12 protein-coding genes are annotated in these 13,302 nt (G+C 58.5%); 7 read left to right on the forward strand and 5 right to left on the reverse strand.

Features of this window, described 5'->3' with window-relative positions:
- Positions 1-151: 151 nt before the first annotated feature.
- A complete protein-coding gene (locus HY36_RS00005) occupies positions 152-1,669 on the forward strand; it encodes an acetyl-CoA acetyltransferase (RefSeq protein WP_035546552.1) in 1,518 nt (505 codons plus the stop codon).
- Between the two features lie 45 nt (positions 1,670-1,714).
- Positions 1,715-2,719 (forward strand): NAD(P)H-dependent glycerol-3-phosphate dehydrogenase, encoded by a 1,005-nt coding sequence (locus HY36_RS00010; protein WP_035546562.1) that lies wholly within the window; start codon positions 1,715-1,717, stop codon positions 2,717-2,719.
- A gap of 23 nt (positions 2,720-2,742) precedes the next feature.
- Here HY36_RS00010 and HY36_RS00015 read toward each other — a convergent pair whose 3' ends face one another.
- The 3 genes from HY36_RS00015 to HY36_RS00025 all read right to left on the reverse strand — a co-directional run bounded on the left by HY36_RS00015 (position 2,743) and on the right by HY36_RS00025 (position 5,183).
- Positions 2,743-3,654, reverse strand: coding sequence for an MBL fold metallo-hydrolase (locus HY36_RS00015; RefSeq protein WP_035546565.1), 912 nt, complete (start codon positions 3,652-3,654; stop codon positions 2,743-2,745).
- Between the two features lie 41 nt (positions 3,655-3,695).
- Complete coding sequence (locus HY36_RS00020) at positions 3,696-4,634, reverse strand: hypothetical protein (RefSeq protein WP_035546569.1); 939 nt, start codon at positions 4,632-4,634, stop codon at positions 3,696-3,698.
- 138 nt (positions 4,635-4,772) lie between these two features.
- On the reverse strand, positions 4,773-5,183 hold the full coding sequence (locus HY36_RS00025; RefSeq protein WP_035546572.1) for a TIGR01244 family sulfur transferase: 411 nt from the start codon (positions 5,181-5,183) through the stop codon (positions 4,773-4,775).
- A 136-nt stretch (positions 5,184-5,319) separates the two neighbouring features.
- Between HY36_RS00025 and HY36_RS00030 the strand changes: the two genes are divergently transcribed.
- The 4 genes from HY36_RS00030 to HY36_RS00045 all read left to right on the forward strand — a co-directional run bounded on the left by HY36_RS00030 (position 5,320) and on the right by HY36_RS00045 (position 10,076).
- On the forward strand, positions 5,320-6,291 hold the full coding sequence (locus tag HY36_RS00030) for an ABC transporter permease (protein ID WP_276325145.1): 972 nt from the start codon (positions 5,320-5,322) through the stop codon (positions 6,289-6,291).
- Entirely contained in the window at positions 6,291-7,202 is a 912-nt protein-coding gene (locus tag HY36_RS00035) for an ABC transporter permease subunit (RefSeq protein WP_035546576.1), read from the forward strand. The genes HY36_RS00030 and HY36_RS00035 overlap by 1 nt, the downstream gene beginning before the upstream one ends.
- Positions 7,203-7,314: 112 nt before the next feature.
- Positions 7,315-8,754, forward strand: coding sequence for a mannose-1-phosphate guanylyltransferase/mannose-6-phosphate isomerase (locus HY36_RS00040; protein WP_035546579.1), 1,440 nt, complete (start codon positions 7,315-7,317; stop codon positions 8,752-8,754).
- A 98-nt stretch (positions 8,755-8,852) separates the two neighbouring features.
- Positions 8,853-10,076, forward strand: coding sequence for a potassium/proton antiporter (locus HY36_RS00045; RefSeq protein ID WP_081805950.1), 1,224 nt, complete (start codon positions 8,853-8,855; stop codon positions 10,074-10,076).
- On the opposite strand, the gene HY36_RS00050 is transcribed toward HY36_RS00045, so the two are convergent.
- Positions 10,073-10,942: a DUF1499 domain-containing protein gene (locus tag HY36_RS00050; RefSeq protein WP_051602352.1), complete on the reverse strand. Its 870-nt coding sequence runs from the start codon at positions 10,940-10,942 to the stop codon at positions 10,073-10,075. The genes HY36_RS00045 and HY36_RS00050 overlap by 4 nt on opposite strands.
- A 157-nt stretch (positions 10,943-11,099) precedes the next feature.
- On the opposite strand from HY36_RS00050, the gene HY36_RS00055 reads away from it, so the two are divergent.
- The gene (locus HY36_RS00055; protein ID WP_035546582.1) at positions 11,100-11,618 is read left to right on the forward strand and encodes a DUF305 domain-containing protein; all 519 of its coding nucleotides are present in this window, start codon (positions 11,100-11,102) and stop codon (positions 11,616-11,618) included.
- Here the strand turns inward: HY36_RS00055 and HY36_RS00060 are convergent.
- Positions 11,615-13,240, reverse strand: coding sequence for a long-chain-fatty-acid--CoA ligase (locus tag HY36_RS00060; protein WP_035546585.1), 1,626 nt, complete (start codon positions 13,238-13,240; stop codon positions 11,615-11,617). The genes HY36_RS00055 and HY36_RS00060 overlap by 4 nt on opposite strands.
- Positions 13,241-13,302: the final 62 nt, after the last annotated feature.

A 13,302-nucleotide genomic window follows, 5' to 3' on the forward strand; every position in this document is an offset into this window, starting at 1 on the left:
GAAGTGATCCTCGGCTTCCTTCGTGAGAAAGGCCTTTTGAACGGCGATTGATACAACCATGACGGGACGTCGGGCTTCCCCGACGTCCCGGCTCGCCTTGCCTCATATCCCACGCTAGGACTCGCCTTATAAGACGAGAAGGAAGCGTGATATGGCCAAGGGTGATTTGCCGGTTCTGGTGGGTGTAGGACAGAGCCTGAGCCAATGGGACGGCACGAACGGCCCGGACGGCGCCCCCTCTCCGCTCTCGCTCATGGTAGAAGCCTCCAAAGCTGCGCTCTCCGATAGCGGCGCAGACTTGGCTGATGCAATCGACACGATTGCCGTGGTTCGCATCTTCGAGGATTCCGTCGGCGGCGCGCCTCACCCGCATGGTCACAACACGAACCTGCCGGGCACGCTGGCGCGCGACATCAACGCCTCACCCGACAAGCTGATCTATGAGACCGTGGGTGGACAAAGCCCGCAAGCCCTCGTCAACGAGATGGCCGCACGCATCCATGCCGGAGACGCAGACTGCGTGCTGATCTCCGGATCGGAAGCCAATCGCGCGTCCAAGGGGGCTCGCCGCAATGGTGTCGAGATTGACTGGGCCGATAGCGCAGACGCGGACTACGAAGATCGCGGCATGGGGCCAATGATGCTGTCGCGGGAAGAAATCAAGCATGGCATTGTCGCGCCAGCCTATTTCTATGCCTTGTTCGAAAACGCGATTGCTGCGCGCGAAGGCCATTCACGTAGTGAACACCGCAAGGCAATGGCGGAACTCTTCCAGCCCTTCACTAGTGTGGCCGCCGGAAACCCCTATTCACAATTCCCTCAGGAACACTCCGTAGAATTCCTGTCGACCCCGTCAAAAGCCAACTACGAATACGCCGACCCTTTCCTGAAATGGTTCATCGCGCAGGACGCCGTGAATCAGGGCGCGGCAGCCATCCTGATGAGCAGTTCAAAAGCGGAGGCCTTGGGTGTTCCGGAAGACAAGCGCGTCTATCTGCACGGAGGTGGAGAGGCCGCGGATGACCTGATCTCGCTGCGCCCGCGCCTTGATGGATCCTGGGCAATGCAGACCGCAATTGGTCGCGCGCTGGACCAAGCCGACAAGACCGCTGACGACATCCAGCATCTTGATCTCTATTCCTGCTTCCCATGCGCTGTCTTCTCTTCGACGGCGGAGCTGGGAATCGACTGGAAGAGTGATCCACGTCCCCTGACCCTCACCGGCGGGTTGCCCTTCTTTGGCGGGCCGGGAAACAATTACTCCCTGCACGGGATCGCCGAGATGGCTGCGAAACTGCGCGCGAATCCTGGCGACTACGGGCTGGTGCTCGCCAATGGCGGCTGGATGACCAAGGAAGCCGTAGGCGTTTACTCCACCGAGAAACCTGCGCGCTTCGCGCCCGCCGAGCCGTACGCAACGCCAAGTGAACGCGTCACGCTCTGCAAGGACGACTGCGAAGGTATTCTGGAAACATTCACCGTCACGCACGGCAAGGAAGGCCCGAACAAGGGGATCGCCTTCATTCGGCTGGAAGACGGTCGGCGCGCGCTGGCCAATGCTTCGAAGGAGGCATTCCCTGTCCTGCGGGAAGATGCCTCTCCGGTGGGTCGGAAAGCTGCCGTCACAGTGGACCCTGAGAAGGAACGCGGCACGTTCAATTTCATCTGATTGAGCCGCTTGCCCCGCTGAGCGGTTTCGACCAATCTCCGGCGCATGACGAAACATTTCAAGACATTCGGCGTCATCGGTGGCGGCGCCTGGGGCACTGCAATTGCCCAGATGCTGACCCGCGCAGACCAGGACGTGCTGATCTGGTGCCGCGAGCCTGAAATCTCGGATGCCATCAACACGCGTCACGAGAATACAGGCTTCCTGCCGGGCGTTGCCCTGAACCCGGCGCTGAAAGCGACTTCGGACCTGGCTGATCTTCACCTGATGGATGCGCTGTTTGCCGTTGCTCCAGCGCAGCACACGCGGGCAACGCTCATGGCGCTGAAAGGACATATTCGTCCCGGAACGCCTGTCGTTCTCTGCTCGAAGGGGATTGAGCTGAAGACCGGCGAATTCATGACGCAGGTCCTGAAAGATGAACTGCCCGAAGCCGTTCCGGCCGTGATGTCGGGGCCAAGTTTTGCAATTGACGTGGCCAAAGGTCTGCCGACAGCGGTCACCTTCGCGATTGAGGATGAGGCGCTTGGCACCGAATTGATCGCCGCGGTCGCCACACCAAACTTCCGCCCCTATCTGGCGCATGACCTGCTGGGCGCTGAAATCGGCGGCGCGGTGAAGAATGTACTGGCCATTGCGTGCGGTATCGCACTGGGCAAGGGACTTGGCCGCTCTGCGCATGCGGCGTTGATCGCGCGGGGAAGCGCCGAAATGACCCGACTGGCGCTCGCGTTGGGCGCAGAGCGTGAAACCCTGTCCGGCCTGTCCGGTCTCGGAGACCTGGTGCTGACCTGCTCGTCAGAGACGAGCCGCAACATGAGTTGCGGCATGGCGCTGGGAAAAGGCGAGCGGCTGGAAGATATTCTGGGCGCACGAAATGCGGTGACCGAAGGCGTCGCGACTGCACCGGTCCTGAAGCGGCTCGCGGCAGAACGCGGTGTGGATATGCCGATCTGTGATGCCGTCGCAGATGTGATTGAAGGCGCGATCAGCGTGGATGAGGCCATCCAGCAGCTGCTCATGCGACCGAACAAGGCAGAAACCGTTTAGGCTGGTAACCTTGCCCAAGCCCGTCAGGCGGCGGATTTCGCCAGTTCAAAATGAGAGCGAACGGTCGGCTTGTCATCTGGCGAGACGGCAACACCCGTCTTGATCAGCTCAATCATGTGGCCAAGCACCGACATGGCGGCTGCCGGATGTAGCCGTTTGTCGACGTCGGCATACATCACTTTCACCATTTCAGGGATTGAGGTCTGCCCCGAGCGCATCTGATCCAGTATGGCTGCCTCCCGCGCACGGCGGTGATTGGCGTATTCGGTGATAAAGCGGTCGACAAATTCCTTGCCGCGAACGGGGCTGCCATGCGTGGGCCAAAGGGTATCGAATTCCATCGCCTGGATCTTGTCGAGGCTGCGCATATAGTCGCCCATGTCGCCATCGGGCGGTGCGACCACCGTGGTCGACCAGCCCATGATATGGTCGCCTGACAGGCACGCATTCTCTTCGCGCAGACCAAAGCAGAGATGGTTGCAAGTGTGGCCGGGTGTTTCGATGACGTCCAGCGTCCAGCCGGGTCCGGAGATGACATCGCCGTCGCCAACCTTCACATCCGGCATGAAGCCGAGATCGTCTGCGCTGCCGAGTTCGCCCTTGGCCGTCGGCACACCGCAATTCTTTGCATAGGTCTTGCAGCCAGCCCATTCGGCCAAAGGCGTAGCCAGTGGAGAATGATCAGAATGGCCATGTGTAACCAAAACGTGTGTTACGGTCTCGCCTTCAAGCGCCTTTTTCAATGCTTCGAAATGATCGGCATTTTCCGGGCCGGGGTCGATCACAGCGACTTCGCCGTGCCCGATGATGTACACGCCTGTGCCAACATAGGTGAATGGTCCCGGATTGTTCGCGACTACCCGGCGGATCAGCGGAGAGACCTGCTCCACAACGCCATACTCAAACTCGATTTCGCGAATATAGGGAATTGCCATTTTCTAGTCTCTTGCAGCGGTTCTGACTGGCCGGAGCGAGATCACCGCTTCTTCGATGCAAATGCGACTGCGAACGCCTGAGCCATGCGGCGCGTGGCGCGAAGCTTGGCCGCCAGCTTCAGAGCAACAGGCGGGCCCATATCAGTCTTGTTTGCGTCGACGATGAAGATTCGTCCGGACTGCCGGTCACGTAGGACGTCCACACCACCCCAGTCCAGTCCGATGGATGCCGCAAAGCGCTCAATCACGGCAATTTCATCATCCGTGTAGCAATTGCGAGGCTCGTCGAGCAAAACCTGGACATTCTCATTCAGAAAACGGCGCTCAAGCGGACGACGCTTGCGGAACACGACGACGGGCGAGCCTGCAACAATGCAGCATCGCAGATCCTCGACCAGTCCGCCTTCAATCTCATTATCGACCAGCCGTTGGTACGTCTTTCCGGGCAGTGGCGTGTCCAGCGGGCCTTCCAGGATGCGGCCGTCATGCGCAGCGTTCAGCTCGGACTTCTCGACCATACGGCCCTGATGAGTGGTTGGGTCGACAGACAGGGAGTAGCCCGCAGCCTCTTCAAAGGCGGCAGCAACAGTCGATTTCGATATGTCATCACAGGAGAAATTAACCAGCTTTGCGCCATCTCTCACTGTCGGGACCGAGTTGTCGGTTTCCGTCGAGTCGTCGAACTGCATGACAATGTCAGCCGTCTGGACATCATCAATCAGTTTCGCACCGGACACGTGCATGACAGGCCAGATGAAGTACCAAGGGCGCGGCTTATCGGGATAGAACGCAATCGTAGGGCGCTTGTGACCGGTCAGACGGCGCCATGTGCGCCAGGTCTGAGCGAAGAAATAAAAGCAGAACCAAGTGAAGATGTCGTGCGCGAGGGAAAGCGTGAGCGGAACGCGGTGCCCGGTCTTCTTAACCAGCATGGCGCCATCGTCATATTTGAAGTCGGTGATCCATAGACGATCGCTCATCCATTCCACTCCTGTCGCGCATTTGGCCTCATGACCTGCGCCTCCCTGTGTTGGCCTTCGCATGGCCCGCCCACACTGACAACACACTTAATGCGGCGCAAGTGTGACCAGTTGCTCACAAACTTGTGCGATTGATGATCAGAGCAACGACTGCAAACTGGACAGATCATAGCCCGCATCTGCTGCGGCATCGACGATTTCTTGCGCTGCTCCCTGCCCCGCATGGGTCAGCGCCCAGGCCGTGATGCTGCGGGTTCCGGTGCGGCAATACGCCAACACCGGCTGAGGCGCTTCGTTCAGAATATTTCCAGTCCGTTCAACCACTTCGGGTGTCGGCGCACCGGAAAATGGCAAAGCAACAAAGGTCAGTCCCAACGATTCGGCTTTCGCGCGGATCGCGCCCATGCGCGGCTGAGTAACCCCGCCTTCTCCGTCCGGACGGTTTGCAACGATCGTTTTGAAGCCTGCAGCCTGAATCTCGGCAACATCCTCCTCATCAATTTGAGGAGCGACGGCAAAAGCTTCCGTAACGCGGCGAATATCGGCCATATTTTCGTGTCCTTGCCTGTGTCTGCGGTCTTGATCGGCTGTCGCTACAAGCTAAGGATTGCGGATCGCGATGCCAAGCGCCCGAAACGGCGGCAAGACGAATTTCCTATTACCAGCAACGGAATAGCAAAAGAACGTGTCCTCATTCCAACGTGCCATTAGCCGAGTTCCGTGGGCCTATACGTTCAGGCGCCTGCTGATTGCAATCCCTACAATGTTGGCCATCATCACGATGGCGTTCTTCATGATGCGCGCGGCGCCGGGCGGCCCGTTCGACGGTGAGCGGAAACTGCCACCCGCAACCGAAGCGGCGATCGCCGCCAAGTTCGGTTTCGACAAGCCGCTGCACGAGCAATACTTGAACTATGTAGGCGGTGTGCTGGGGGGAGATTTCGGCCCCTCCTACAAGACGCTCGGTAAGAGCGTGAATGATTTGATCGCCGATGGATTGCCGATTTCGCTGACCATCGGCTTCCTCGCCATGGGACTTGGCCTGGTGGTTGGAACACTGCTCGGCGTGTTTGCCGGGCTCAGGCAGAATACGAGCGCAGATTACGGCGTGATGGGCATCGCCATGGCGGGCATATCCATTCCGACTTTTGTTACCGGCCCTATTCTGATCCTGATATTCGCGCTCGGCGCTGGCATCTTCGCAGTCGGCGGCCTCGGCACGTATCCGAACATCGGCATGAGCTGGCACAACATGACCCTTCCGGTCATCACGCTTGCCCTTCCACAGATCGCCATCATCTCGCGCCTGATGCGCGCGTCCATTATTGAAACGATGCGATCCAACCATATCCGCACAGCGCGCTCCAAAGGGCTGACCGAGCGGCAGGTCATCGCGCGCCACGCCTTGCCGGCCGCGCTCCTACCGCTGATCTCCTATGCCGGGCCAGCCATGGCACGGGTCATGACAGGCTCGGTGGTCATCGAGAAGATTTTCGGCCTGCCGGGTCTCGGCACCTATTTTGTCGATGGCGCGCTCAACCGGGACTACACGCTCGTGATGGGCGCGATCATTGTCTATGCGGGCCTGATTGTCTTGCTGAACCTGCTCGCTGACATTCTCTATGCCCTGCTCGATCCGAAAGTGAAGTACGACTGATGACGGATCTCGATCCCCTCCTCGACCCGACCGGACGTGTTGAACCGGTACAGAAAGCCATTGTGGGCGGCCGTTCGCTTTGGGATGACGCGCGTGCGCGACTGTTCCGCAACCGCGCCGCCGTGATCTCGATGTGGATCCTGGGCGCACTGGTCCTGATCGCCGTGTTTGGCCCCATGCTTTGGGTGCATAAGTACAGCACGATTTCCGACCTGCGCACGATTGCGCCAACCTTCGATGGTATGCACCCGCTAGGCACCGACCTCCAAGGGCGTGACTTGCTCGCCCGCCTGATGATCGGGCTTCGGATCTCGCTGATGGTGGGTATCGTCGCAACGGCGGTCAGCCTCGTCATCGGGGTCAGCTGGGGCGCGACGGCGGGTTATCTGGGTGGCCGCGTCGACAATTTCATGATGCGGATCGTCGACGTCCTCTACGCCCTGCCCTTCATCTTCTTCGTGATCCTGCTGCTCACCGTGTTCGAGCGAAACATTGTCCTTATCTTCGCAGCCATCGGCGCGATTGAGTGGCTGACAATGGCGCGCATCGTGCGCGGCCAGACGCTGGCCATTAAAGGCAAGGAATTCATCGAGGCCGCCCGCGCGGCCGGTGTCAGCCGGAAGGACATCATCACGCGACACATCCTGCCAAATGTGATCGGGCCGGTTGCGGTATACGTCACGCTGACCATCCCGGTCGTCATCCTGGCTGAAAGCTTCCTGTCCTTCCTTGGCCTTGGGGTGAATGAGCCACTGACCTCTCTCGGGGTCCTGATCTCTGATGGCGCAGACCGGATGGAGGAAAAGCCCTGGATGCTGCTGGCGCCGGCGCTGACCATGGCGGTCACCCTGCTCTGCCTGAACTTCATCGGCGACGGCCTCCGCGACGCACTGGACCCCAAGGATCGCTAACGATCAGGACATCAGCCTTCAACTTTTGACACGCCGTGATTTTTTTGGTCACCGGCCTGACATGTGCACGCTTCATGCGCCATAAACGCAAGGTTGGCAGAGGGCAGACAGAATGACGAAACGAGTCGCGGACATTGTGCCGGTTATCATATGTGGCGGGTGCGGCACGCGTCTGTGGCCACTGTCGCGTAAAAGCTATCCCAAGCAGTTTGTACCCCTTGTCGGTGAAACATCCCTGTTCAAGGCGTCCGCGCTCAGACTGACAGGTGGCAGGTTTACGCCTCCCCTGATCCTGACCAATGCAGATTTCCGGTTTCTGGTACGCGAGCAGCTGGCGGAAATAGGCATCACAGATCCGACGATCCTGATCGAACCCGAAGCGCGCAATACAGCGCCTGCCATTCTGGCGGCAGCGCTTTACCTGGAAAAGTCCGATCCAGACGCCCTGATGCTGGTCGCCCCTTCAGACCATGTCATTCCAGACAATGAGGCGTTCCTTGCCTCTATCCTTGCGGCAACAGACGCCGCGCGGGCCGGTCAGCTTGTCACGTTCGGTATTGAGCCCACACATCCAGAAACCGGGTATGGATATCTGGAATTGAGCGAGCCAACTGGGGCAGGCTCCTTGTCTCCGATCAAACTGAAGCAGTTTGTCGAGAAGCCCAGCATCGACCGCGCCACCGACATGCTGGCGAGTGGCAATTTCCTATGGAATGCTGGCATCTTCCTGTTCAGCGTGAGAAGCATTCTCGCCGCTTTCCGCAGGTTTGAACCAGACATGGTCGAACATGTTGCCCAGTCAGTTGACCGGTCAGAGAACGACCTGGGTTTTATCCGCCTGGCTCCTGACAGCTGGAGCAGGACCCAGTCCATTTCCGTCGACTATGCCGTCATGGAACGCACCGACAATCTCAGCGTCGTGCCGTTCTCTGGTAAATGGTCTGACCTTGGGGGATGGGACGCCGTTCGACGAGAGACCGAGCCCGACGAGAATGGAGTCTCCAGCAGCGGCCCCGTCACCGCCATTGAGTGTCGGGACTCTTTGCTGAGGTCAGAAAGTGACAGCGTGGAACTCGTCGGCATTGGCTTGAAAGACATCATCGCCGTGGCAATGCCGGACGCGGTCCTCGTCGCTGACAGTTCTCGCGCGCAGGACGTAAAAATTGCCGTCAGCAAGCTCAAGGAAAAGCAGGCCCCTCAAGCTGAACAATTCCCCCGCGACTATCGCCCATGGGGCTGGTTCGAATCCATCGCTGTCGGAGAGCGGTTCCAAGTAAAACGCATTCTCGTGAAGCCTGGTCAGTCAATATCCTTGCAGTCACATAATCACCGTGCGGAACACTGGATTGTTGTCTCCGGAACCGCTCAGGTGACGATAGACGAAAAAGTTCAACTCGTCACGGAAAACCAATCGGTATACATACCTGTCGGCTCCGTGCATCGTCTTGAGAATCCGGGCAAACTGCCAGTCGTTCTGATCGAAGTTCAGACTGGAAGCTATCTCGGTGAAGACGACATCATTCGCTACGAAGACAAGTACGCGCGAAACTGAACGGTAATAGTCCCGACGGATTACGTGCGCCGCCTTGAACTGACGCGTCGACGGCCTTTATCTACAGGACGCGCTACAAGTTCAGTCAGGGAGTCCAAGTGTATCTATTTGTCTTCCTGTGCAGCCTGATCATCTTCATCAGCTTTGCCTTCATGCCTGTCGCGCGGCGCGCGGGTGCGCCTTTCCTTCTGATTGCCTTGATCATCGGCATGCTGCTTGGCGAAGATGGGCCAGGCCGGATCGAATTCAGCAATTTCAACTTTGCCTTCGACCTCGGCAGCGTGGCACTGGCTGTCATCCTATTTGCGGGAGGCCTTGAAACAGACCGCCGCGTGTTCCGCTCTGCCGGAGCGCCCGCCACATCACTCGCTACCCTGGGCGTGCTGGTTACTGCCGGCATAACGGGCGTGGCTGCAGCCTTGTTGCTACAGGTACCGTGGCAAGTTGGACTACTGCTTGGCGCGGCCGTGGCATCCACTGACGCAGCAGCCACCTTCCTGTTGATCCAGCAGAGTGGTATCGGACTAAGGCCACGCCTGAAAGACACGCTATTGCTTGAGTCCGGCCTGAACGATCCGATGGCAATCTTTCTGACGGTCACGCTAACGTCCCTTGTTGCAACAATGCAGACGGATGCGCCTTTCGATCTCGCGAGCATGGGCGTGTTGCTGGTGATGCAGGCCGGAATTGGAATTCTGGGCGGCATCTTCGGGGGGCGTCTTCTGGCGCGTCTGCTGGATACGCTATCGCTTCCCGTGGGCACATACCCTGTGATGACGCTAGCCGGCGCACTTGTGATCTTTGCGGGTGTGTCTCTGCTCGGCGGCAGTGGATTTCTCGCGGCTTACCTTGCTGGCATCAGCCTGAAAGCAAAGCTGAAACGCCCGATCGATCGCATTGTCGATTTTAACGAAGCCTTCCAATGGCTCTGCCAACTCGTCCTGTTCCTGACGCTCGGCCTGTTGGTCACGCCAAGCGCACTGCTTCAGGATATCTGGCCAACCATCGGGATCGCCGCTGTTTTGATGCTGGTCGCGCGACCGCTTGCCGTGTTCGCCTCGGTGGGGTGGATGGGCTTTACGTTGCGCGAGAACATATTCCTCAGCTGGGTGGGCTTGAGGGGCGCAGTCCCGATCCTGCTGGCGATCTATCCCGTCATATCGCCGGGACCGATTACTGTCGGCTTTTTCAACGTCGTCTTCGTGATCGTTGCCATTTCTCTCACGACACAAGGCTGGACCATTGGACCGGTCGCCCGCCTGCTCGGCCTCGGTCCCCAACCGCCAAAGGCCGAGGACGAGGCCGAGGTGAGCGCGCCTTAGCGCAAAGCCGTCTCAATATCGTCGAGCAAGTCGCGAACCCGCTTTGCATTCGCGCCCAGATCTGACAGGCCTACCCGACTGGTCGAACGCACATCGATGCGAGAGCCACCTTCTTCAGTTGGCAGGATACGGATCATTACGTCATCCTTGAAGTCGAACCAGAAGCTGGTCTCTGTCGCTTCGATCACGCCTTGAGCCGCATCGTCCTCCACGACAGCCCAGCCGCGCTCTTTGACGATATCCAGAATTGCCTCATGCGCTGTCGCTGGCGGCGCATTGGTGATGTAGGAATCAAGCTTCGGATATGGCGCGTCGACCCGGTCTTCCTGTACGGCCGGATCGAACTCCGCTTCTTCCTGCAACTCCGACACGAGCCGCCCTGGTGTACCTGGCCAGCGTTCCTCTGCGTATTCCGGTACCACTGGCGCTTCCATGACCGGGTTCATCGCGCCGGTTTTCTCACGCGCTGCCAATAGCGCTTCGCTCGGCATGATCGGGTTCGTCCAATCGGTCTGCACGTCATGGATGGGAGGAAGTCGCGTTGCCTGTCCACCGAACGCCGCCACCCGGCCGAAGCACAGGCCCGAAATCAGCAGTGCTGCGAATGACAGAATAAAGGCTCGCTTGCGCGGCGCCTTGATCAGGGAGAGGACCAGCGCGATTACAGAGACACCGAGCGCCAGGAAGATGAGCTTCAGCCCCCAATTGATCGTCATCGTGCCGAGGCCGAATTGCCAGCCCCACAGACCGAGCTTTGTGCCCAGCGCGGCGGCGACAAACCAGAAAACCGTAAAGATGGACAAGGCCAGCGATGCCTTCGCGACCAGCCCCCGCCAACCGGCATCCTGTGTCTGTTCCGATGTCATACTCATACGCCCTGCCCTCTCCGAAATTCTTCAACTGAACTGACATAGATCAGCCGATCCTTTCGAACCAGTCGTGACGGGCAGAATATTCCGGAACGGGATCCTTGAAACTCGCGTTGGACAAGATGAACTGAGCCATAGATGGAGCGAGAAACTGATGAACCATTCTGGAAGCTATCGCCGGTTCGGGCTGATGATCGCGACGTCCGCCATCTTCATGTTCGGCCTGATGTATCTCAACACTTATGCTCTCCCGCACGTGCACTGGAGTGAGACACGGTTCTTCATGACGCTGATCATGGCCGCGGCCATGGCCGTCGTGATGCTGTCTTTCATGCTCAACATGTACAAGGATACGCGCATCAACTTCGCCATCTATGCAGGCAGCGCTCTGCTGTTCGTAGCAGCACTGTTCCTTGTCCGCTCTCAGGCAACGGTGGGGGACAAGGCCTACATGGAAGGCATGATCCCGCATCATTCAATCGCCATCATGACAAGCGAACGGGCAGGAATCGAAGATGTCCGCGTCCGGAAACTGGCGGATGAAATTCTCGAGGCTCAGAAGAAAGAAATCGCCGAAATGGAATGGTTGCTTGATGACATTTACAGAAATGGAAAGGCGACGACTCCAGAAGAAGCCGCCGCCCGCCCGGTTCCTGAATTCAGTGCAGACTAAGCTGTCGGCAGCTTGTAGTCCTTGAACTGGTTGCGCAGGGCCAACTTGTTGATCTTGCCAGTTGCGCCAAGTGGGATCTCGTCAACAAAGACCACGTCGTCCGGTGTCCACCATTTGGCAATCTTGCCTTCAAGCTGGGCCAGGACATCTTCCTTGCTCGGGGTTTCGCCCGGCGCAGGCTGCACGACCAGCAAGGGACGCTCATCCCATTTCGGATGGTAGATACCGATCGCGGCCGCATTCGCTACCTTCGGATGGCCGACGGCAATGTTCTCGATGTCGATCGAAGAAATCCATTCGCCGCCAGACTTGATCACATCCTTGGCGCGGTCGGTAATCGTCATCGTGCCATACTCGTCGATGTTCGCGACGTCGCCCGTATCGAAGAAGCCGTTATCGTCGAGGACATTTCCACCGACACCCTTGAAATAGCCCGCCGCGATGGCCGCGCCCCGCACCACGAGGCGACCGGACGTTTCGCCATCATTCGGAAGGTCTTCGCCTTCGTCATTGACGATCTTGAGCTCAACGCCGAAGGGCGGACGCCCTTGCTTCAGCTTCTGCTCCATACGCGTGTCGATGTCCGCATCCATCATGTGCGGCGGCAGCGTTCCGAGCGTTCCCAGCGGTGAGGTCTCCGTCATGCCCCAGGCATGGACCACATCCACCTCGTAATCTTCCTCGAACGCGCGGAGAATACGCTCCGGCACAGCAGAACCACCAATGATCACTTTTTCAAGATGCGGCAGCTTCAGATCGTTTTCCTGAAGGTGGTTGAGCAGCATCAGCCACACTGTTGGCACAGCGGCGGTGATGGTCACCTTCTCGGTATCAAGCAATTCATAGATCGACGCACCGTCCATCTGCGCGCCCGGCATCACCATATTGGACCCGACAGCTGGACAGGACAGCGCAAGGCCCCACGCATTGGCGTGGAACATCGGCACGACCGGCAGAACGGAATCATTCGCGCCCATGCCAATCGCGTCACGCTGCATGGTAATCATCGTGTGCAGCACGTTGGACCGATGGGAATACAGCACGCCCTTCGGGTCGCCCGTGGTGCCGGATGTGTAGCAAAGCCCACATGCGGTATCTTCCGGGAAATCGCCCCAGCGCACATTTGTGGACCGTCCGTCGATCCAGATATCAAACGGAACTGCGCCAAGATTGTTTTCCGGCATCGTGTCAGCATCGGCATAGATCACGAACGTTTCGACCGTCTGGAGATGGTCCTTGATGGCCTCGACAATCGGAAGGAAGGTCTTGTCGAAGATCAGCACCTTGTCTTCGGCATGGTTGGCAATCCAGGCGATCTGCTCAGGATGCAGGCGCGGATTGATAGTGTGCAGGACCGCGCCAATCCCCATCGCGCCATACCAGGACGCCATGTGGCGTTCCGAGTTCCAGCCAAGCGTTGCCACGCGGTCGCCCAGCTTGATGCCGCCATCGACCAGCGCATTCGAAACTTGCTTGGACTGCTTGAAAAGGTCGGCATATGTCGTGCGGACAATATTGCCTTCGACCCGGCGGGTGATGATTTCCCGTGTCGGGTTGATGCGGTTGGCGTGTTCCAGAATCTTGTTAACCGTGAGCGGCCAATCCTGCATGATGCCCAACATGATGAAGTCTCCCTGTGTGTTCTTGTTTTCAGCATTAATCGCCTGATTTAGAACCGGTTTAT

The organism is Hyphomonas atlantica corrig. (genome assembly GCF_000682715.1).
Classification (GTDB): domain Bacteria; phylum Pseudomonadota; class Alphaproteobacteria; order Caulobacterales; family Hyphomonadaceae; genus Hyphomonas; species Hyphomonas atlantica.

Bases quoted from the DNA above. Each gene is read 5' to 3' on its own strand.
- HY36_RS00005 (WP_035546552.1), top strand. From the start codon at position 152: ATGGCCAAGGGTGATTTGCCGGTTCTGGTGGGTGTAGGACAGAGCCTG.
- HY36_RS00010 (WP_035546562.1), top strand. From the start codon at position 1,715: ATGACGAAACATTTCAAGACATTCGGCGTCATCGGTGGCGGCGCCTGG.
- HY36_RS00015 (WP_035546565.1), bottom strand. From the start codon at position 3,654: ATGGCAATTCCCTATATTCGCGAAATCGAGTTTGAGTATGGCGTTGTG.
- HY36_RS00020 (WP_035546569.1), bottom strand. From the start codon at position 4,634: ATGAGCGATCGTCTATGGATCACCGACTTCAAATATGACGATGGCGCC.
- HY36_RS00025 (WP_035546572.1), bottom strand. From the start codon at position 5,183: ATGGCCGATATTCGCCGCGTTACGGAAGCTTTTGCCGTCGCTCCTCAA.
- HY36_RS00035 (WP_035546576.1), top strand. From the start codon at position 6,291: ATGACGGATCTCGATCCCCTCCTCGACCCGACCGGACGTGTTGAACCG.
- HY36_RS00040 (WP_035546579.1), top strand. From the start codon at position 7,315: ATGACGAAACGAGTCGCGGACATTGTGCCGGTTATCATATGTGGCGGG.
- HY36_RS00050 (WP_051602352.1), bottom strand. From the start codon at position 10,942: ATGACATCGGAACAGACACAGGATGCCGGTTGGCGGGGGCTGGTCGCG.
- HY36_RS00055 (WP_035546582.1), top strand. From the start codon at position 11,100: ATGAACCATTCTGGAAGCTATCGCCGGTTCGGGCTGATGATCGCGACG.
- HY36_RS00060 (WP_035546585.1), bottom strand. From the start codon at position 13,240: ATGTTGGGCATCATGCAGGATTGGCCGCTCACGGTTAACAAGATTCTG.